This is a genomic window from Pedobacter sp. GSP4 (assembly GCF_051857575.1).
Classification (GTDB): domain Bacteria; phylum Bacteroidota; class Bacteroidia; order Sphingobacteriales; family Sphingobacteriaceae; genus Pedobacter.
In genome coordinates this window covers 1-22,574 of sequence record NZ_JBPZIR010000010.1, presented here as the reverse complement: position 1 = coordinate 22,574, position 22,574 = coordinate 1, and the positions used below count along the sequence as shown (strand labels likewise).

At 39.4% G+C, this 22,574-nt stretch carries 14 protein-coding genes; 9 read left to right on the top strand and 5 right to left on the bottom strand.

Going from position 1 to position 22,574, the window contains the following annotated elements; all coding sequences use genetic code 11:
• Positions 1-27: 27 nt before the first annotated feature.
• Positions 28-207: a hypothetical protein gene (locus ACS5PU_RS20740; RefSeq protein ID WP_439461080.1), complete on the bottom strand. Its 180-nt coding sequence runs from the start codon at positions 205-207 to the stop codon at positions 28-30.
• Between the two features lie 177 nt (positions 208-384).
• A complete protein-coding gene (locus tag ACS5PU_RS20735; RefSeq protein WP_439461079.1) occupies positions 385-1,008 on the bottom strand; it encodes a pyridoxamine 5'-phosphate oxidase family protein in 624 nt (207 codons plus the stop codon).
• A 244-nt stretch (positions 1,009-1,252) separates the two neighbouring features.
• Here ACS5PU_RS20735 and ACS5PU_RS20730 point away from each other — a divergent pair, with 244 nt between their 5' ends.
• Both ACS5PU_RS20730 and ACS5PU_RS20725 read left to right on the top strand, forming a co-directional pair.
• On the top strand, positions 1,253-1,570 hold the full coding sequence (locus ACS5PU_RS20730) for a hypothetical protein (protein WP_439461078.1): 318 nt from the start codon (positions 1,253-1,255) through the stop codon (positions 1,568-1,570).
• Between the two features lie 323 nt (positions 1,571-1,893).
• Entirely contained in the window at positions 1,894-4,656 is a 2,763-nt protein-coding gene (locus ACS5PU_RS20725; protein WP_439461077.1) for a glycoside hydrolase family 2 protein, read from the top strand.
• Positions 4,657-4,735: 79 nt separating this feature from the next.
• Here the strand turns inward: ACS5PU_RS20725 and ACS5PU_RS20720 are convergent, their stop codons facing one another.
• Positions 4,736-5,530 (bottom strand): SDR family NAD(P)-dependent oxidoreductase, encoded by a 795-nt coding sequence (locus tag ACS5PU_RS20720; protein WP_439461076.1) that lies wholly within the window; start codon positions 5,528-5,530, stop codon positions 4,736-4,738.
• 56 nt (positions 5,531-5,586) lie between these two features.
• Positions 5,587-5,892 (bottom strand): Dabb family protein, encoded by a 306-nt coding sequence (locus tag ACS5PU_RS20715; RefSeq protein ID WP_439461075.1) that lies wholly within the window; start codon positions 5,890-5,892, stop codon positions 5,587-5,589.
• Between the two features lie 124 nt (positions 5,893-6,016).
• On the opposite strand from ACS5PU_RS20715, the gene ACS5PU_RS20710 reads away from it, so the two are divergent.
• Positions 6,017-6,856: an AraC family transcriptional regulator gene (locus tag ACS5PU_RS20710; protein ID WP_439461074.1), complete on the top strand. Its 840-nt coding sequence runs from the start codon at positions 6,017-6,019 to the stop codon at positions 6,854-6,856.
• Between the two features lie 322 nt (positions 6,857-7,178).
• Positions 7,179-8,468, top strand: coding sequence for a hypothetical protein (locus ACS5PU_RS20705; RefSeq protein WP_439461073.1), 1,290 nt, complete (start codon positions 7,179-7,181; stop codon positions 8,466-8,468).
• A gap of 39 nt (positions 8,469-8,507) precedes the next feature.
• Here ACS5PU_RS20705 and ACS5PU_RS20700 read toward each other — a convergent pair whose 3' ends face one another.
• Positions 8,508-10,694, bottom strand: coding sequence for an alpha-galactosidase (locus tag ACS5PU_RS20700; protein WP_439461072.1), 2,187 nt, complete (start codon positions 10,692-10,694; stop codon positions 8,508-8,510).
• 502 nt (positions 10,695-11,196) lie between these two features.
• Here ACS5PU_RS20700 and ACS5PU_RS20695 point away from each other — a divergent pair.
• The 5 genes from ACS5PU_RS20695 to ACS5PU_RS20675 all read left to right on the top strand — a co-directional run bounded on the left by ACS5PU_RS20695 (position 11,197) and on the right by ACS5PU_RS20675 (position 22,255).
• Positions 11,197-12,411: a Pycsar system effector family protein gene (locus tag ACS5PU_RS20695; RefSeq protein ID WP_439461071.1), complete on the top strand. Its 1,215-nt coding sequence runs from the start codon at positions 11,197-11,199 to the stop codon at positions 12,409-12,411.
• Between the two features lie 8 nt (positions 12,412-12,419).
• The gene (gene ppk1, locus ACS5PU_RS20690) at positions 12,420-14,453 is read left to right on the top strand and encodes a polyphosphate kinase 1 (protein WP_439461070.1); all 2,034 of its coding nucleotides are present in this window, start codon (positions 12,420-12,422) and stop codon (positions 14,451-14,453) included.
• A 10-nt stretch (positions 14,454-14,463) separates the two neighbouring features.
• Entirely contained in the window at positions 14,464-15,369 is a 906-nt protein-coding gene (locus tag ACS5PU_RS20685) for an SdiA-regulated domain-containing protein (protein WP_439461069.1), read from the top strand.
• A gap of 717 nt (positions 15,370-16,086) precedes the next feature.
• Positions 16,087-19,692: a BamA/TamA family outer membrane protein gene (locus tag ACS5PU_RS20680; protein WP_439461068.1), complete on the top strand. Its 3,606-nt coding sequence runs from the start codon at positions 16,087-16,089 to the stop codon at positions 19,690-19,692.
• Positions 19,693-19,933: 241 nt separating this feature from the next.
• A complete protein-coding gene (locus ACS5PU_RS20675; RefSeq protein ID WP_439461067.1) occupies positions 19,934-22,255 on the top strand; it encodes a GAF domain-containing protein in 2,322 nt (773 codons plus the stop codon).
• Positions 22,256-22,574 lie beyond the last annotated feature (319 nt).

Sequence of the window (22,574 nt, the reverse complement as noted above, 5' to 3'; positions counted from 1 at the left end):
TCCATTTTAATTTCAATAATCAATTATTTAAGCATCTAACTCGAAAGAGGAGCGTGAAGCTTTATCCGCCTGATCTAGCAGGTCAGCATCATGCTCAGCGGCGGTTTCGCCGCTAACAACTGTACTTTGGTTTAAGGCATCTTCCTCACTGGTTAATGCATCTTCCTTATCATCAGAAAGTTCTTCTTTATTTGGGTCTATCACCATAGTCTTTTTGTTTAAAGATAACCAATATAATACACTTAATGCCTGTTTTTTGGCCAAAAAAATGTAGCAGAAGAATAATTTTATGCTCAATTTTTAGCACATCAAAAAAGCGTAACGAAATATCATCACCGGTTCACTTTATATCGTCAGTTTTATATCGAACTGCTATAGTTAACATTATTGCTGTTGGGCTTTTTTCAGTTTTTCCTTCAGTAATTCAATATCTTTTTCCAACTTATCGATATACTGTTTTTGCGGTTCCAAAAGTTCCTTAACCTCTTCAATATTGTATTTGGGATTAATATGCTGCGTGCAGTTCCAGTCGTAAGCCTTGATATGAAAAATTATCAGCCTTTCAGGTTTAAACTTATAATCTTTCGGGCGCAAAAAATCATACAGTCCGGGATCTTCAGTGAGATCTACTATTTCTGCCTCGGCGTAAATTTTTAACCTGGTACGAAGGGGGTATGAAAGCAAAATGAGCGAAACCTTGGCGTTTTTAGAAATATTGCCAGCAGAAATATACTGCCGGTTTCCAATAAAATCTACTATCCCAATTGTTGATGGATCAATTACCCGTATGAAACCTTTTGGGCCGCCCCGGTGCTGAATGTAAGGATAGCCGTTCTCGCCAAAAGAAGCCAGATAAAAACTATCGATCTGCGCAATAAACGCTGTTTCATAATCAGTTAATCCATCAACGTAGCTCCCTCGCTCCATTCTTTCATAGCTGAGCCGGCTCCCCAGCCGTTCCTGCAGTTTTTTTACGGCATCAGTAAATGCCAGTTCAGCATAATTCATCTTCTTAAATATTAGTTGTATGCAGTAGTTAGCCGTTTAAAATAGAGGCAATATTTGCACTTAAACTTACAGCATTGGCATACGGATGGCTACCCAATCAAATATAACGGTGTTTAAATTGATAAACAATAATTTGCATCATCCCTATATCAAGTATTACATTTTGTGAAAAATATTTTTCCTCATTCTCAGCTCCTTATATTTCTTGACTTGATAATGTGCTTTATCCGTATATTTTTGCCATATGACCGTAACCGTACTGGCGATTTTAGAGACAGATTTCAAGCCTGAAAAGGCCTTAGCCAAAGTAATGAACGACCGATTGTTGCGCACTGCCAAAGAACTGCAGGATGTGCATTTTAAGCCACTATCTGGCAAAGGGTTTTCTTCTGATGATCTTGTGGTGTACATCAGCTACAATCCAAAGTATAAAATCAGATTCCGTATTGTTAATGATGTACCTGCCGATATCGAATATTTTGTTGCAGAATGCTGTGGTAGGCTCGGTTTTATCCTCTGGAGAGCAAATGCGATTGGGGTATCGAGCGATATCGGAGGTTAAATAATCTATCCGTTGTGGTGTCAGAAGTTATCATCCGATATGTTTACAGCGTTAATTTTAACAAAAATAATATACCCATTTTTGGGATAGCAGCCATTGAACTTCTTCAGTGGCTTTTTTATTTGCCGCTTTGCCTAGGGCGTAATAATTTCAGAGTTGCCAACTTTCCAGCAAACGGGCTATTAAAGTTGGCAACTCTTATAAATTAAGATTTTTTAGCTATCCCAACAGAGGCATAATTCCCTTATCTTGTAACCAAAATTGATTATCGGAAAACGTGCTGGTTGATCGTCCAAAATGTTATTAAAGCTTATTGTAAACCTATGATGATTAAAAGATTACTACAGTTAGTATTGCTACTGGTTTCTGGCCATGCGTTTTCGCAGGGAACCGTTATAACCTACTTATCCGGTACAGATAAAGACCACACCAAACAATGGGATTTTTATTGTACAGCAGGGCGTAAAAGCGGCGTGTGGACTAAAATCCCTGTACCCTCCAATTGGGAACTGCAAGGTTTTGGGAGCTATAATTACGGGCACGATAAAGTTAAGGCAAACGAACAGGGCATTTACAGGCACGAATTTTTATCGGGGAACATAGCTGGTAAAAAAGTGTTTTTGGTGTTTGAAGGAGCCATGACCGATACCAAGGTAACTGTTAACGGACAACTGGCAGGCGATGTGCATCAAGGAGGTTTTTACCGCTTTAAGTACGACATTACCAAGCTCTTAAAGCCCACGGGAAAGAACCTTTTAGAAGTTACTGTAGATAAAACATCCGCCAATGCGTCCATCAACAATGCCGAAAGGAAAAGTGATTTCTGGATTTTCGGCGGAATCTTTAGGCCCGTTTATCTGGAAACGGTTCCAGGTAAATTTATCGAAAGGCTTGCTGTAGATGCCAAAGCCAATGGTGCTTTTCAGCTCGATGTGTACAGCCAGAATTTAACGGCTGGCGACGTTATTGAAGCACAGGTTAAAAAAATAAACGGAGAAAACGTAGGTAAACCATTTTCCGTTAAAGCCGATCCCACAAATGGCTTTCAGGTGTTAAAGGCCAACTTTAAGCAGCCTTTATTGTGGAGTTCAGAATTTCCAAATCTGTATCAGGTTGTGGTACGGGTAATGAACAGGCAAAAAATCATTCATCAGGTTAAGCAGAAATTTGGTTTCCGTACCCTCGAACTACGTACCGCTGACGGTTTTTATGTGAACGGAGCTAAAATGATACTGAAAGGTGTTAACCGACATAGTTTTTGGCCGGAAACCGGGCGTACGCTGAGCCGAGATGTACATTTAATGGATGTAAAGCTGATGAAAGAGATGAACATGAATGCTGTTCGGATGTCGCATTATCCACCCGATGCCGAGTTTTTGGATGTGTGCGATTCTTTAGGCTTATATGTAATTAACGAGCTTACGGGCTGGCAGGCAAAATACGATAACGAAATGGGGCACAGGCTGGTGAAAGAGCTTGTAATAAGAGATGTGAACCATCCCTCCATCATTTTTTGGGCCAATGGCAACGAAGGTGGCTTTAACACCGATCTGGATAATGATTATGCCCTGTACGATCCTCAAAAACGGACTGTAATCCATCCATGGGAAAAGTTTAACGGTACCGATACCAAACATTATCCTGATTACAATTACATGGTTAAGGCCGCTGCCAATGGCAAAGAAGTTTTTTTTCCGACTGAATTTATGCACGCCCTTTATGATGGCGGAGCCGGCGCTGCTTTAGATGATTTCTGGAACCAGATGCTTATCCACCCACATGGGGCAGGTGGTTTTATTTGGGCCTTGGTGGATGAAAATGTAATCAGAACGGATAAAAATGGTATATATGATGGTGATGGAAACCACGCCCCAGATGGAATTGTTGGGCCACACCGCGAAAAAGAAGGCAGTTTTTACACCATAAAAGAAATATGGTCGCCGGTATTTGTTGATTTGCAAAAAATAGCGCCCAATTTTAATGGCAAAATACCTGTTGAAAATAGATTTGCTTTTACAGGCTTTAATCAATGTACCTTTAAGTGGCAACTGGTTAATTTCCCTGATGCCAATGCCAGCAAAACACAAGCCGTAATAGCTGCAAGTGGTGTAACGGGTTCAAATCTTAAACCCGGCGCCAAAGGTAATCTTGATCTGGCCCTTCCGATATCTTGGGCACAGCACGATGCGTTGTATTTAACCGCTTACGGCCCCGATAAAAAAGAAATATTTACCTGGAGCTGGCCGATAAAAGCTGCCCAAAGCATTGCTCAAAAACACGAAAACACATCATCAAATTCGGCCATTAGTACCGAAGAAATAGGGCAAAACCTTTTGGTTAAGCAGGATGGTATCGTTTTCCATTTTAATAAAGAAACGGGCTATTTAGCGCAAGTGGTTAAGAACGGTGCCACCATTTCATTGGCAAAAGGACCGTTGTTGGCTGGTGTCAATACATCATTAAAAACTTTTACCTATAAAAAAGAAGGGCAAAAGTACATTGTTGAATCGGCCTACCAAGGCGATGGCAGTTTAAATGCAAAATGGACTTTTGAAACCGGTAAACTGGTTAAACTGGACTATCAGTTTAGTCAACAGGGCGATGCAGATTTTATGGGCATTACCTTTAATTATCCAGAAGAGAAAATTACCGGAATAAAATACCTCGGCAGGGGCCCTTACCGTGTTTGGAAAAACAGGTTAAAAGGTCAGCAATTTGGAGTATGGCATAAAAATTACAACAATGCCATTACTGGCGAAACCTGGACTTACCCAGAGTTTAAGGGTTACCATGCAGCGGTAAACTGGGTGGTAATAGAAAATAAAGAAGCGCCCTTTACAGTATTTATTCCCGATCAGGATACCTATTTGCAAATGTTGCAACCCGCCCGCGAAGCTGCTGCACTGAGCAATAACAATGTAGAACCCGCTTTTCCAGAGGGCAGCATCGGTTTCTTAAAAGGCATTGCACCCATCGGCACCAAATTTCAATCTCCGCGTTTGATGGGACCGCAGAGCCAAAAAAATAAAGTTGACGGCCAGGTTTTTAGCGGAAGCTTACTTTTTGATTTTACACAAAAGCTGTGAAAGGTTTAATTATAAAATTCTGTGGCTAAAATGTTTAATTCCTAGCCACAGATTTTTATTTCTGTTGATCTTGAATAGCTTATAAAATACTCTGCACAATACCGCCTTCGGCACGGATGGCCGCACCATTGGTAGCTGCAGCCAGCGGGCTTGAAAAATATACAATCGTATTGGCTATTTCTTCAGTCTGTGCAAAGCGTTGTATCAGTGATGATGGACGTCCGGTTACAAAAAAATCGCGTTCTACATCTTCTTCGCTTACATTGTTGCTGGTAGATAGATCTTTTATAAACTGGCCTACACCTTTTGATTTGGTTGGGCCGGGCAGTACTGCATTTACCGTTACACCAGTACCTTTGGTAAGCTCGGCCATTCCTCTGGATACAGCTATCTGAGCAGTTTTGGTTACGCCATAATGGATCATTTCTGTAGGGATAATGGCGCCCGATTCGCTGGAAATGAATATGATACGGCCCCAGTTTTTTTGCAGCATTTTAGGGAAAAAGTGTCTGGCCAGTCTAATGCCGCTCATTACATTAACATTAAAAAAGTGGAACCATTCCTCATCCGTTATTTCTTCGAAGGGCTTGGGTTCAAAAATACCCGCATTATTGATCAGGATATCGAGTTCGGGCAATTTATCAATGAGTTGGTTAACCTCATCGGTATTCGAAAAATCGGCAGCAATTCCACTTACCTTTTGGCTACCCGTTTCTGTTTTTAACTCGCCAACGGCTTTATCTACACTTTCCTGTGTTCTGCCATTAATAATAACGGTAGCTCCCTCGGTTAAAAATCTTTTGGCCGTAGCGTAACCGATACCGGCAGTAGAGCCACTTACAAATGCTGTTTTTTCTTGAAGTTTTAAATCCATGTTTTTAGTTTTTAAATGTTGTTTGGGTTTCGGCCGCGTAATACAAAAACAGTGCCTTAGTTTGTAAAATCGTATACCACAACTTTCTCCCAAAGCAGATGGAAATCGGCTATTAATTTGGTGTGGATGGGATCGGTTTCATATTGGTCGCGGTGTACCTCAGCGTTAAAGCCGATCAGCAATGCCACTTGGTAGCTGTTATCAACCATTTCGAATTTATGGCTGTTGTTGGCCGGTTTTCCAATTAAAAAAGTATTAATGCCCTGTATTGCTTTCAGGCTTTCAAGCCCTTTTATCAGTGCTACGGTATCCGCTTCGTTTTTTGTCCAGAATAATACCTGGTGGATAAATTGTTTTTTCATTCTCTTGTGTTTTGTTGAGGCGTATAGCTGTGTGTTAATTATTTTTATTTGCTATAGCAAAATTATACAGTATTTTGATTGCTTATTTGTATATGGTTGCTATAATAGTGTATATATTTGCTTTATGTTAAAACATCAATTGTACGAGCCTTATAGCATTCATTTTGAGACCTTGGATGTATTTCCAGAGGGAGGGGGCAAGAAAAACTTTTTCGAACTGGTATTTATTTTATCTGGCACCGGCACACAGTGCATTAATACTTCTACATTCAATTATGGCGAGAACCATATGTTTTTGCTCACCCCACAAGATTGCAGTAAGATTAGTATTACCAGCACCACTCATTTTTTCTTCCTGCGTTTTAATAATATCTATTTGGAAAAAAATGGGTTGACCAACGAAAATATCAAACGGTTGGAATTTATCCTGCAAAATGCCAACCATAAACCAGGCTGCATTTTAAAGAACCAGAGCGATAAAAAACTGGTCCGCCCCATGATTGAAGGTTTGATAAGGGAAGCAGTAAACCGCGATGTGTATAACCGTGAAATTACGGAGCAATTGGTAAATACCCTGATTGTAATTGTAGCACGTAATATTGCCAAATATCTCCCTCAAGATCTGGAAGCGACATCCGAAGAAAAAATTGTAGACATCATCAATTATATCCAGGCCAATATTTACGAACCCGAAAAAATAAGGGCCGAGGCTATATCCAAACATTTTGGTATTTCGGATAACTATTTGGGGAAATATTTTAAAAAGCACTGTGGCGAAACCATGCAATCGTACGTTAACCATTACAAAGCTTCGCTGGTTGAGCACAGGTTAAAACATAGCGACAAACGGATCAATGAAATTGTAACGGAGCTGGGCTTTACCGATGAAAGCCACTTAAACAAGTTTTTTAAAACCCAGCGCGGAGTGAGCCCTAAAGCGTTCAGGATGGCGCTGGCACAGTAAGGTTTCGAGGAAATGTTTTTTAACTAAAGGAAGCTCATGCTTTTAAATGGTTAACCAAAACACAGGATTAATTACTCAGCGCATCATTAGGCGTCATTCCCGCGTACGGGAATCTTAAAGCATTATGCTTATTGGTTTTAGCATTCCGCCAATACCTTTTTTTATAGGGAGAAGCTTTTTTTTCATAAATAAGAACTTGGTTAAAGCTAATTACCCGACTTTATGGCTTATTTTATATGTTTGTAAATAGAGGTATTTGGTTTTAAGTTATTTAAAAACTGTGCCTATTGCTGTTAATTGCCTTATTGTTGAAAATACCTGAATGGATACCCTTGATTTACCACCTCATAATCAGCCAGCTTTTGATGCACTGGATAGCTGTTGTCAGAAAATAATAGAGAAGATGGGGAATAAGGCCATTGAAGATTGGCGGTTGGCTGATTACAATACTTTGAGCAGTATGCTGGGTAAACAAACTAAAGTATACCTGAGCGTAAATACGCTTAAAAGGCTTTTTGGGCAATTGAAAACCCCAGAGCGCTATTTCCCACAAAAAGCAACCAGGGATGCCCTTGCACAATTTATAGGTTATCGCGATTGGCAGGAATTTGAACTCGTTAGTACATCTGCAAAAATGGTTAAGGTAAATCCACAAGGCAAAATCACTGCGCCAATTGCACAGCCGAAATTTAACAAAAGCATTTTTTACTGGATGGGTTTGGCCGTTCTCTTATCGGTTTTAACCGCTTCGGTTCTGTTGTGGCAAAATTCTGGCGATGTAGCAAGACAAACGGAACTGGTCTGCGAAAACCCTTTTGGCAGCGTTCCGCACACTGCGGTGTTTAAACTTAAATCTAAAAAACCGTTGGATGACGCCGCATTTCAGATCGATTTTATGGATGAGGCATTAAAAACACCCATTAGTGGTACAAAAGAAGTGGCCAAATTTTTTAGAAATCCTGGTGTGGTGTATGCCACGCTGCTGTATAAAAATATCCCTATCGATACCGTTGCCGTGTACATGCAAACAAAAGGATGGGTAGCCAATTCGGGCAACGATACCTCAAGGGCATTTCCCATTGCGGGCCTCAAACCCTTAAACCCGAAAAATATTTATGTTTCCGAAACGCAGCTAGATTCGGCGGGCCTTGCTATACATAAACCCTTTTTAGTCGGTTTTAGCAACATTAAACCCTCATATATCAGTGGCGATAATTTTTCTTTCAGCTGTAGGGTATTTGCCGAACAGAGTAGGCCTGGCACACAATGTGTAGAAACAACTATCATTATTTTAGGCGAAAAACACCGCCATTTATTAACCCTAAACAGAAGCAGCTGTGTAGCTTTTTCGCAGTATAAATTTTCGGAGAAAAGAGTGGTAGGGGCCGACCAGTTTTTAGGCAACCTGGCCTTCGATCCTGTTAATGGTGGAGACATTAAAATTAATGTGGCCAACAAAAAAGCTACAGTTATCCTTAACGGTAAAAGTGTTTTATCTACCAGCTACAAGCAATCTATTGGCAGGATAATGGGCATTAAAATTTTGTTCAGCGGCATAGGTAAAGCTGTTTCGCCAAAGCTGTACGATCTAGCTACCAACGAAACTTTTTAATACCGGTCACAATAATTTTAATGCCACCTTGATTAGCAGTTAAAGGGCTGTAATTTTTAATACCACGCTGGTTCTGTAGGCATTGGCCTCAGGGTTAAATCCCACCTTCATTAAAAAATCGCCTGAGTAAATTTTTGTACTGTCAACCGGCGATTTTGTACCCGGATACAGGTTAATCTCTTCTATTTTGTATTTTTTCTCAGCAGCTAATCCTTTCAGTTTAATGGGCAGTATTACGCCATTGGTAAAAAGGGTTGCTACATAATAATTAAATACAACGGCCTCCGTTTTTGCATCGTTTACGTAGGCAATAGCTGCTATTTTGTTCTCGTATGGGTCTTGTAAGCGGTATTGCTGACCATGCCAAACAATATCTTTAAAGCTGTTATAGGTTTTAACCGCATTCTGGCTAAAAAGCAGGTCGTTTTTGCTCAGTTCATTTACACGCACATCATAACCCAATTTTCCCATCATGGCTACGTCTGTTTTAAACTTAATGGGTTGCTTGCCCATATCGGTAATGTGGTTATCTACCGCAACAGAAGGGAAGTAGTAAGAATATTCCCACTGGATAAAAATCCGGTCGTAAGGATTGGTGTTATCACTTGGCCAAAACTCGGTAAAATATTTTAGGGCAGCATAATCTACCCTCGATCCGCCACCGGCGCAGAGCATCATCGGTATTTTAGGATATTTTTTTCTAATGCGTTCCAGTACACTGTTTAAACCCCTGATGTATTCGATATAAAAATGATCCTGATTTTTTAAAGTGGGCGAATTGGCATTGTATATTAACGAGTTGCAGTCCCACTTAATAAAGGCCACTTCCGGTACTTCTTTAAAAATATCATCAACGGTTTTGTAAATAAAATCCTGAACCTTTGGGTTGGTTAAATCCAGCACCAATTGGTTGCGCATGTAATATTCTTTTCTTTCTGGCTGCCTGATAATCCAATCGGGATGGTTTTCGTAAAGCTCGCTTTTGGGGTTAACCATTTCTGGCTCTATCCAGATGCCAAATTTAACACCGTTGGCTGTGGCTTCTTTGCCTAATGCGCTAATTCCATTTTTGAGCTTTTGTTTGTTAAACTGCCAGTCGCCTAAACCCGATGTTGATCCATTTCGCGGGTATTTATTGCCAAACCAGCCATCATCCAGTAAAAATACATCAACGCCAAGTTTTTTGGTGTCTTTGGTCAGTTCGTTTAGTTTCTCATCATTAAAATCAAAATAAGTAGTTTCCCAGTTGTTTAAAATGGTTAGTCTTTCTCCTTTTCCATCTAGCAGCTGATAGTTTCTGGCCCAGTTTTGTAGGTTTCTACTCGCTAAACCCTTACCTTCGCTTGAATAGGTGTACACAAAACGTGGGGTAACAAAATTTTCTCCAGCCTTTAAGGTATAGTTTGAAGAAAAGTTATTGATACCTGCCGTTATCCTAAGGTAATATTCGTCAAAAGTTTCAAAGTCCAGTTTAAAGTTTCCGGTCCAGGCTAAGGAACCTGCAATTACTTCGCCCGCATCTTCAGTGGCAGGTTGATCTATCGATACCATAAATGATGAAGAATGCAAAAGGTTTGTTCTCGTTCCAAGCTTCGAATCGATGGTTCTTATGCCATGCAGCAACTGCTGCTCTTCTGATCTCATTTCGCGTGTAGCACCACTGTACTGGTTTTTAAGGAAGAATTTTTTGCCGCTCAACGTAAGGTTGGCAGAGGCATATTTGTTTAATACAACCGCACCTTTTTCCTGATGTACAACTTCGGCCCATTGTTCAATTACATTTTCATTAAAGTAGGCTAGGTATTTAAGCGTAACCTGGAAATTATATTTCAAATCTTTTAAGATCACACTGGTAAGTTTCCGGTTTTGATCAAGCTGCTCCGTTTTTACATCGCTAAAGGTTAAAACAGTCGATTTGTTTCCATCGGCATGCGTAACGGTTAATGCAGGCTCTAATAGGTTAAGGGAGCCAGAAGCAATATAGGCCTCTCTTTTGTTCAATAAATCGTCCGATCCCGGTTTGTATTTATCCAAGGCCTGTATACTCGGATATTCATTGTTGTTTGCCAGCTTTTTACCAATATAAGTAGATAGTAATGTGTTATCGCGATCTGTTTCTAAAATCAATACATTGTTTTTAGTGACAATTTCTATTGTTTTTTGAGCCAGTACATTTAGGCTGGCAGTTAAGCTAAGCAGAAGCAGGGCGGTAGATTTTCTTTTCATTTAGTCAATTCTGGTCGTAAGGTTTACGGTATTTCGGGGTCAATAGCAAAACCTCAATTTATTTTAAGGTCGCTTCATCAATTTTCCAATCGAAAATACAATTTTTATCAACCGTAAAATTATCCCAAAACATTTAAAATCACTTTTAGCCAAAGTACAAAAACAGTACAAAACTTTGTACGCGTAAAATGTTGATTGCTATTAAGTTATTGATGTAGGTACGGTGGTTTTGTATGGCGGCAGGCAAGGGTAAGTTCGCTAATAAAATGCAGGTTTGCTTAACTAAAAAATTATGGAAGATGAACCAATAGGCTAACTGAGTAAAATCTCTTTGTAAAAAATAAAACAGGCATTATTATTGTTTAAGGCCTTGCGACATTGTTTTTGTTAAAATTAGCGTAATTTTATAATCATAAAAAAAGCGAAACAATTTTAGTTTTAAAAGATTTAAAGAAAATGCATTTCCGTCAAAACCATAAGTTACCCCAGGCCATATACGCTCATGAATTATAAACAATTGCAGGAAGATGCAGCAAAACATGTTGACCATTACTTCCACACCCATAACGACCCCAGGTTGGTATACCATAACCTAGAGCATACGCAAGAAGTTGTTAATGCCGCACAGCAGATTGCCAACCACTATCAGTTAAACGAGCAGGATTTTTTTACCGTAACGGTTGCCGCTTATTTCCACGATACGGGTTATTTTGAAGATGCGCTGAACCATGAGGCAAAAGGAGCTGAAATGGCCGATCATTTTCTGGAGAAACACCAGGTTAGCCAAGAAGTACGCGATGGGGTTAAAAGTGCAATACTGGCCACTAAAATTCCACAACAGCCCAAAAATGAAATCGATAAGATTTTATGCGATGCAGATCTTTTTCACCTGGGATTGCCAGATTTCCGGAAAAAGGGCAAACTGATGCACAAGGAAGTAGAGCTTATCTACAAAAAGGACATTGGCAAAACCGAATGGCGCCAAAAAGATATCCAGTTTATGGAATCGCACCATTACCTTACCGATTATGCCAATCTGCTGTTAAGCGATCAGAAACAGAAAAATATCGAAAAGCTTAAAAGCAAGCTCACCGCCCAGGAAGAAATCAGTGCCGAACTTGCCCAGCCTAAAAACTTTGCCCCTCAGATTATTCAGGATAAAAAGAAAAAAGATAAAGACGACCGGCCAGATAAAGGGATCGAAACAATGTTCCGCATTACCTCGGCAAATAACCAGCGTTTGAGTGATATGGCCGATAACAAGGCACACATTCTGATTACGGTAAATTCGATTATGCTTTCTTTGATTGTGAGTTTATTGCTAAGAAGGCTCGAAGATCATGGCAACCTGATTATTCCAACCTTTATTTTGCTATTGGTAAGTTTAACCTGTGTGGTGGTTTCTATCTTATCTACCCGTCCATCCATCCCCAAAGGAGAATTTACACAGGAAGACATGGACAAAAAGAAAGTAAACCTGCTGTTTTTTGGTAATTTTTATAAAATGAGCCTTCCAAGTTATACCGATGGTATGATTAAGGTGATGAACGATAAAGACTTTTTGTACGGAACATTAATTACCGATGTATACTCGCAGGGTGTTGTGCTGGGCCGTAAATATAAACTTATCCGCCTGGCCTATAACATATTTATGTGGGGTTTAATTGCCGCAGTATTTGCTTTTGTTATTGCTTACGCAGCTTACGGGAAACTTTAATGGAGAAAATGATTGAAACATCTTTTTTCAACAGAGATTTAAGCTGGTTAAAATTTAACGAGCGTATTTTAATGGAGGCCGAGCGAAATACCGTTCCATTGCTAGAGCGCATTAAGTTTTTATCCATATTTTCTTCTAATCTGGACGAATTTTACCGCGTAAGAATGCCTGTACTGCTGGCTTTACAGAAATTGAGCAATAAAGAAGACAACGATATCCAGTTCGATGAAAATTTACTGAGTACCGCCAATCAGCTCATTTCCGACCAGCAACAGCGGTATGGCAAAGTGCTAAAAGAAAGCCTGATACCACAGTTGAAAGAAAATAAGATCAATTTGATTTATGGGCAGCCATTTCCCGGTGAAATAAAAAAAAGCCTAAGCCGTTATTTTTTAAGTCAGGTAATGGCTTTTCTGCAGCCGGTTTATATCAATACTGATACCGATTTTTTTCCTTCCAACAACGAACTCTACTTTCTGGTAACATTCCGGAAAGATGGGGAAGATGAAACGGTGGTTTTAAATATTCCATCAAACCAGTTGCCCCGTTTTTATAAGGTAGAAACAGATCAGGAAACCTTTATAGTTTTTCTGGATGATATTGTCCGTTTCCACTTGGATAAGATTTTTCCGGGTGCAGAAATTACGGGTTGTTTTAGCTTTAAGGTAACCCGCGATGCTGAAATTGATCTGAAAGACGAATATTCAGGCAGTTTATCCGAGCAGCTGGAAAAACAGCTTTTAAAGCGCGATCTAGGTTTCGCCACCCGTTTTCTTCATCAGCCCGGTATCCCGGCAAATGTTTTCGAGCTGTTAAAAAAAGTATTCAACTTAAAAAAAGCCAATCGGATAGCAGGCGGGCAATACCACAACCTAAAAGATTTTATGGCTTTTCCAGTTAACATACCCAAATTATCCAACCAGAACTGGCCCAAATTGTGCAATACCGATGTAATTGAGGGTTCTTTAACCGAAGCCATCTATAAGAACGATATTATTGTACATACTCCATATCAAAGTTACGATAGCATCCTGCGTTTTTTTAACGAAGCCGCGATAGATGCCGATGTCAGGGAAATCTACATTACCCTGTACCGCGTAGCCAGCGATTCGAAAATTGTAAACGCCCTGATCAGTGCCGCTAAAAACGGTAAAAAAGTAACGGTTCTGGTTGAACTTAAAGCCCGTTTCGACGAAGCCAACAACATCAAATGGGCCAAAAAAATGAAAGAAGTTGGCATCGATATTATTTATAGCGTAACAGCTTTAAAAGTACATGCCAAAGTGGCCCTGGTTAAACGCCAGGTAGGAGACCGGATGCGTTATTCGGGCCTGTTCTCTACCGGTAACTTTAACGAAAGTACAGCAGCGTTTTATACCGATCATATTTTAATGACGGCCAATAAGGAAATGCTGCGTGAGGTAGAATTGCTTTTTATCTTTTTGGCCAAGAGGGTGAAGCCAAGTTCGTCTGATCTGATTAAGTTTGAGCATTTACTTGTTGCACAGTTCAATTTGCAGCAGGTTTTTCTTAACTTGATAGATCGGGAAATTGAACACGCCAAACAGGGTAAGCCGGCTTCGATTACGATTAAAATGAACAACCTTGAAGAAAAGGTGCTCATCAATAAACTTTACGAGGCTTCGGTGGCCGGCGTTAAAATCGATTTGATTGTGCGCAGCATCTGCCGCTTGGTTCCGGGTGTAGAAGGCATGAGCGACAATATTAAAATTACACGGATTGTAGACCGTTATTTAGAGCATGGCCGTATTTTTATCTTCCATAATTTAGGCAAAAACGACGTTTACCTGGGCTCGGCAGACTGGATGAACCGCAATATTTACCGTCGGATTGAAGTATGCTTCCCGATCTATAATGAGGAAATTAAGCAGGAAATACTCGATATTATTGCCATCCAAAAACAAGATAATGTGCAGGCTGTTTGTATTGATGAGCATATGGATAATGTACCCGTCGAAATTACAGGGCCTCCAATTGCTTCTCAAGAGGGTATTTATCAATTATTAAAAAACAAAAAATAAAATAATCACCATGAAATATAAGAGAACTTTTTTCGCCTCAGGCTTATTGGCTGCAGTTGCTTTTTTAGGTATATCGTGTGTAAATGGCTCGCGCAATGATAAACAGGCTGCCAGTACAGAAACCACTCCAGCAGGCGAAGAGAAAAAAATAGATCTTCCTTACGATTTAGCCAATCCGGTAAAATACAATATGCCTCAAAACCTTTTTGAAATTTCGGGGATCGTATTTCATAACGGAGATCCTAAAGAAGTGTTTGCCATTCAGGATGAAGATGGAGATTTGTTTCATTTGGGACTAACCGATAAACAATCAAAGTTTACCAAATTTGGCGGTAAGGGTGATTATGAAGATGTAGCCATCCTGAACAATGATGTAATTGTTTTAAAAAGTAATGGAGAACTGCACAGTTTCCCAATTGCTGAAATTGCCAAGCCTGAAGTAGCAAATGTGGTAAAAACGAAAGACCTGGTTCCAAAAGCCGAATACGAAGGACTTGCTGCTGATGAAAAAAGTGGTTTGGTATATGTTTTAACCAAAGAAATCAAGAAAAACAAAAGCGGACAGACGCCTATTTATGCATTTAAATATGCTGGTGGTAAATTTACCCCAAGTGGCGAATTTAACCTTGCAGACAAAGAAATTGCAGCTTTATCTGGAGAATCTAAAATGAAGTTCCGCCCATCAGCATTGGCAAAAAATCCGGCTACCAACGAGTGGTATGTGCTTTCATCGGTAAATAAACTTTTGGTTATAACCGACGCTAATTTTAAACCTAAGGCTACTTACCCATTAAAAGGATCATTTTTTAATCAGCCAGAGGGTATCGCATTCGACCGCGATCAAAACCTGTACATTTCTAACGAAGGCGGTACGCTATCCGCAGGAAATATATTAATGTTTAAACTGAAAAAATAATTAAACAATTAAGATAGTAAAGGTTGTTAATGCATAACAATTAAAGTTAGCAACTTAATGCCCCCAATTTCTTAATGTTAAATAAGTAATAATGGTGGGCAAACGTAACCATTCAGGCATTAATATAGTTAAGGTTTTTGATGCTTAACGATTAAAGTTAGCTGCTTAAGGCCTTAATTTCTTAATGTTAAATAAGTAATAATGGTTGGCAAATGTTACCTTAAGGCATTAAGATAGTTAATGTTTTTAGTGTTTAATGATTAAAGTTAGCAACTTAATAACCTTAATTTCTTAATGTTAAATAAGCAATAATGAAGGTCAAACTTTGCCATTAAGGCACTAACATACTAAAAGCTGTTGATGCTTAACGATTAAAGTTAGCAACTTAATAACCTTAATTTCTTGATGTTAAATAAGTAATAATGAAGGTCAAACGTTACCATTAAGGCACTAACATACTAAAAGCTGTTGATGCTTAACGATTAAAGTTAGCAACTTAATAACCTTAATTTCTTAATGTTAAATAAGTAATAATGAAGGTCAAACGTTACCATTAAGGCATTAACATAGTAAAAGCTGTTGATGCTTAACGATTAAAGTTAGCAACTTAATAACCTTAATTTCTTAATGTTGAGGATAATATTTATGCTTTAACTCATAGCAATATCAAAATTAAATTACATCTTAAAATAACTATCTTTATACAAACGCAGGGCTATGATTAAAAGATTTACCCTTTTTTCAATCTTATTTTTAATTAATTTCATTGCCCTGGCACAGGATGATGTAAAATACCGGGTAATCCTTTTTGGCGATGCCGGGGAAATGAATCCCGCCCAGATGCAGGATTTAAAAAATGCCGCCAAACAGATCCTTCCCAAAAAAACTACAGTGGTTTACCTTGGCGATAATATTTATCCAACAGGTATGGGCCTCCCAGGCAGCGCTGAGGAAGAAGAAACCAAAAAGATTTTACGCTCGCAATTTGAGCCGATGCGCAAAATGGGGGCTTCTGTTTACTTTGTTCCCGGCAACCACGATTGGGATAAATCAGGGCCCAAAGGCTTGGCCAAAATCAAAGCTCAGGATGACTACCTTAAAGCACAAAACGATCCTCTGTTAAAGTTGGTGCCAGAAAACGGATGTCCTGATCCAGTGGCCATTAAACTTACCGATAAACTTACCATCATTGCCTACGATAGCGAATGGTGGCTTTTTCCATATAATAAATCCAATCCGAATGGCGAGTGCGAGTGCCGCACAAAAGATGAGGTTTTAGTTAAAATGGAGCAACTGCTCGAAGAAAATAAGGATAAAATGATCCTTTTGGCTTCACATCATCCATTTCAAAGTTATGGTCCGCATGGTGGGTATTTCAATTTGCGCAACCATATTTTTCCATTAACATCGCTAGATAAAAACCTATATATCCCTTTGCCGGTGCTGGGCTCTGTTTACCCCTTATTGCGTTCAACACTGTTAAGTCCCGAAGATTTAAATCATCCCGCATATAAGGACATGATCAAATCGATAACAGGTGTGTTTGGCGATTATCCCAATGTAACTTATGTGGCGGGCCACGAGCATGGCCTACAGTTAATTAAAGGAAAGCAGTTACAGATTATCAGTGGCTCAGGTTCAAAAGTATCCCCAAATAAAGAAGGTAAAACCTCGCTGTTTCACGAAATGCAGCAAGGTTATGTAGTAGCCGATCAGCTTAAAAATAACGATATGCGCTACGAATACTATATTTATTCGGATACCAGCGTGAAGCGGGTTTATAGTTACACCAAAAAGTTCGAAACCATACCCCAAAAAGTTAGAAACAGGGATAAACCCATTACTGCCGACAGTATTTTTGTGCGGATAAAACCAGAGTACGACAGTGTTGGCCGTTTTCACCGTTACGTTTTTGGCGAAAACTACCGTAAAGAATATGCCGAAAGAACAAAAGTTCCGGTGCTGCGGGTTTCTAAAATGATGGGTGGCCTAAAAGCTACGCAACGTGGAGGCGGGAATCAATCGCGCTCATTGCGTTTAGAAGATAAAAACGGTAAAGAATACGTACTGCGCAGTGTAGAAAAATATCCTGAAGTACTTTTGCCACCGGCCCTTCGCGAAACTTTCGCCAAAGATGTAATTAAAGATAACATGTCGGCACAGCACCCATTCTCGGCGCTGGTTGTGCCTGATCTGGCCAAGGCTTCCGGAATTCCGCACAGTACACCAATTATTGGATGGGTTTCGCCAGATGATAATTTAGGCGAATTTGAGCCTGCTTTTGCCAATACCTTATGTCTTTTCGAAGAACGTGAACCTGTTGGAGAATCGGATAGTTCGCCAAAAATGGATAAAAAACTAACCGACGATAACGACAATAGGTTAGATGGGCCAGCCTGGGTTAAAGCCAGGGCCTTCGATGTGCTGCTGGGCGATTGGGATAGGCATGAGGACCAATGGCGTTGGAAAGAAACCAAAACCAAAGAGGGATCGCTTTACTCGCCCGTTCCGCGCGACCGTGATCAGGTGTTCTTCAGGTCGGATGGTTTCCTGCAGCGTTACACACAATCTTCTTCTTTGCTGCCGATGATGCAGGGCTATGAACGTGGAATAAAGAACATTAACTGGTTTTTGTGGGAGGGAAGAGAGATCAGCAGCCGTTGGACAGCCGATATCAGCGAAGCAGAGTTTGATAAAATTGTAAAAGATTTTTGTGCCAACTATAACGATGCCGTTTTTGAAAAAGCACTCAAAAAACTTCCTGAGCCCAGTTATTCGCTTCACCACGATGCTTTTTTAGCACAGTTGCGCAACAGGATTGCTACGCTGCCTAAATTAATGAACCAATATTACCATTTCTTTAACCGGATTGTGGATATAGAGGTGACGAATAAAAACGAACTGATCCAGATTACCGATGCACCCGAAAAGGGATTGGCCGTTAAAATCAATAAAATATCGAAAGAAGGTAATATTAAAGATGAACTCTTTAACCGGGTTTTTGATCCGAAGGTAACCAAAGAAATCCGCGTGTACATGCACAACGGTAACGACAGTTTGATTTTGAACAACAAAAATTCCAATATCAAATTAAGGATTATTGGCGGTAAGGGAAACAAAGTATACGATTTTGCCAATAGCAACGGTTCAGTAAAATTATATGGCAGAACCGATAAAGCCACTTACAATGGTGAAGATGCAGATAAAATCAGGAAAATAATTTCGAACGATACCGCTAATTTTAGCTATATCCCTAAAGATATGTACCGCAGAAATAGCTGGTTGTTAAATGCCGGTTTTAATAATGATGATGGTATTTTGTTGGGGCTTATTTACAAGCAAACAAATCCGGGTTTTAGGAAACAGCCATATGGCAATGCCCAAACTGTTTCGTTTTTACATTCTTTTTCTACAAAAGCTTTTAGGTTTAACTATAAAGGCGAATGGTTAAAAGCACTGGGCAAAGGCGATTTTATTTTAAAAGCCGATGCTTTTGCACCAAATAATACACAGAATTTCTTTGGCTTGGGTAACGATACCCATTTTGATGAGCATGGAGATGACATTAGTTATTACAGGGCACGCTTTAACCTTTACCAGATTGATGCCGCTATACGCTGGCGCCGCCCTAAATCTACATTCAGTGTTGGTCCATCTTATCAATATTACAAACTTAACCAAGAAGATAACGATGGGCGGTTTATCGAAAACCCATCCCAATTGCATTCTTCAGATAGTTTAACCGTACGCAACGAAAAGATGTTTGCTGGGGCATTTGTAAACTTTACCAACAATACCCGCGATAACGATCTGTTGCCAACATTGGGCAGTTATGTAGATTTTAAGCTTTTGGGTTATAAGGGAGTTAACAAATATTCCAATTCGTACGCACAGTTTACAGCAAGCATTGCTTTATACAAAAACCTCGATGGCAGAAAGAACTTTATTCTGGCCGACCGTTTTGGTGGTGGTGTTACAGTTGGTAAACCAGCTTTTTATCAGGCCTTATACCTTGGCGGACAGGGAAATTTACTCGGATACCGCCAGTTTAGGTTTGCAGGTGAGCACATGTTTTACAATAACTTAGAACTGAGGGCCAAATTAGGCGACCTGGTTAGCTATGTTTTACCCGGACAGGTTGGCTTACTTGGTTTTTATGATGTAGGTAGGGTTTGGAAAAGAGACGAAGCCTCTACAACATGGCACCACGGTGTTGGAGGAGGGGTTTATTTTGCTCCCGCATCACTTACAGTTGTACGATTTGTTATGGGACACTCCTCAGATGGCTGGTATCCGTACGTGTCATTAAATTTTAGGTACTAAATTTGTGTAACATAATGATAGATGTTTGATCGAAGTATTACGTTCAGCAGACTAACTTGCTTTGAGCAGTGCTTATCTTTGCAATGAATTAGTAACGAATTAGATAACTATAATTTTTACACTATAGCAAATTTATACAATGAACACCAATGTAATACAGATACATAAAAATGAATGTATTCATTGCCAGGTAGAATCAAGTCTGTCTTTTCGCCCCCTTGTGGAGTATTTAAAAGGCCGTTTGAAAACAGAGAAATCTGTAAAATCAGAGTTTTACAGGTTTTTGCTCCAAAAAATTGAAAAAGACGATGTGCTTCTAGGCGGTATCAGCGCCGAAGACCTGTCGAAATATAAAGATACGTTAGAATTGATTTTTACAATTTTAACCCCTTTAATGGATAATGAAGATGATTTGTTTTGGGCTTTAAGTACCCCGATCCCAGATCAGATTTTTTTCAGCACCAACGCCTTTTATCAGTTCTTTAAGGATCATGATCCAAAAAATAAAGTAACAAAGGATAATGAGCCTGTGGAGAAAAAACAGCTGAAATTTATCTACAATATTATTTTGGCCCGTTTTTACAATTTTACCTCGGTTCTTAAAAATGAAATCATTTATGCTCATGTAAACAATGAGACAAAACTTACGCAGTACTACAACATCCAAACGGATACCAAATTTGTAGAAATCATGCATAAGGGCGATTTGCCTGAGTTAAATTTCGAGGCGCTTGGAAAACATTTTCAGGAAGAAACCGAACTCGAATACCTGGTAGAACATTTGCCTTTAAAAGATTTCCATTTTGAGGGGTTTAGCATTATTTCGATCACCGATGTAACCTTGCAGCATGCCATTGATGGTATCCGCGATGCGTTGGTAGATCATAATTATCAAACTGAAGCTTATGCGCATGTAATCCATGCCTTAAAAACGCTAAGTGGTAATGGAAAGATAGAATTTGGCTTAATGCCTTTTTTAACCGTTAACAATAAACTTGTTTTCGATAACCAGGAGTTTTCTCAAAGTATGCTCATCAACTCGGCAAAGGCTTCCAATTTAGAAGAAGAGGTTTTTTACTCGCTGGTTGATAAGTATAAAGAAAACCCGAGGGCTATTTTTGTTAGCGCCATAAATGACGATCAAATTCAAAAAGATCCATTTTTACGGGTATTAAAAGCCGCTGGGGTTTGCTCATATTCGGTTTTGCCTATTTATTACAACAACCAGCTTGCGGGTATTTTAGAAGTTTACTCTAACGATGAAGTAAAGGTAGATGATAAACTGTTATCAAGGCTGCGTCCGGCAATGCCTTTAATCGGGCAGCTTTTTCAATATAGCATTGAAGAGTTTGATGCCCGTATGGATGAAATTTTGATGGATAAATTTACTGCCCTGCAACCTTCGGTTCAATGGAAATTTAACGAGGCCGTTTGGCATTTTATCCAACAGAACAAGGGTTACCATAAACTAAAAGAAATCGAAACGATTACTTTTAAGCACATGTACCCACTATTTGGCGCCATTGATATCCGTAACTCAACTATTGAGCGTAACAAGGCTTTAAAAGATGATATGACCGTTCAGTTGAATACTTTAATTGATACATTAAAACTCATCCGCAAGCATGTTTCTTTAGAGCTGATTGATAAACTGGTTTTTAACTGTAAAGACTGGATCAAAAGAATTGGCGATTTCGCTTCTTCGAATGAAGAAAACAAGCTGAATGAATTTTTGGAAATGGAAGTTTATCCTTTCTTATCCATTATCAAAGGAAATTATCCTAAAACAGCTGAGTTTGTAGACCGTTATTTCGAAGTAATTGTTCCTGCAACCGGCGCTGCTTTCGACAACCGTAGGCAGTTAGAGGTTTCTATGCAGTTAATTAATACCGAAGTAAGCCAGTATTTAGAAAAATCGCAGGCCAACCTCCAGGCATCATATCCATGCTATTTTGCTAAGTTTAGAACAGATGGTGTGGAGTACGATATTTACATCGGACAGGAAATTGCACCAGATAGGCCTTTCGATTTACTGTACTTAAAAAATATCCGTTTGTGGCAGTTAACTTCAATGGTTGATATTGCACGCTTATCAAAAGGTTTAATTGCAGAAATGCCGCGTGCATTGGAAACCACCCAGTTGATTTTTATCCACTCAAATGCGATAGATATTAGCTTTAGGAACGATGAACGCCGTTTTGATGTAGAAGGAGCATATAATATCCGTTACGAGGTAGTTAAAAAACGTATTGATAAGGTGCTGATTAAAGGTACTACCGAACGTTTAACACAGCCGCATAAAATTTCGATGGTGTATTTCAACCCCGAAGAAGCCAAAGAATATATGGAGTATATCCAATATATGCAGGTGCAGGGGTATTTGAATGATGATTTAGAACAATTGGAACTGGATGAATTGCAGGGCGTTTCGGGCTTAAAAGCTTTAAGGGTAGGGGTTAAATATCCTGAAGCGAAAAAAGCTAAAACCGATGTTGCGAAAAAACTCAAACCAAAGGAGATTAAATCCATTGAAAAGGAAATAGCTAAGGTGCTGCAGCGATAAAGGTGAATAATGTGATCTGGATAGAACATTTCCTCGCAAATTGTCAATCCTGAGGGGTGATTTATTTCATAATAATCAATATGAATGATAGTCCTCTGAGATCGTCATTTCGAGCGAACCCGATAGCTATCGGGTGCAACGTAGTCTAGAAATCTTTTCTAATAGATCTCTCCATTCCACTGCGTTTCATCCGATAGCTATCGGATCGAGATGATTGTTATGATAAAAACAAATTTTAAGCAGCTATATTATAATTGTTTTTATAGCTCTCCTGGTTTTTTATAACTGCTGCAACTCTGAGCGCTATTTTGTTTCTGAC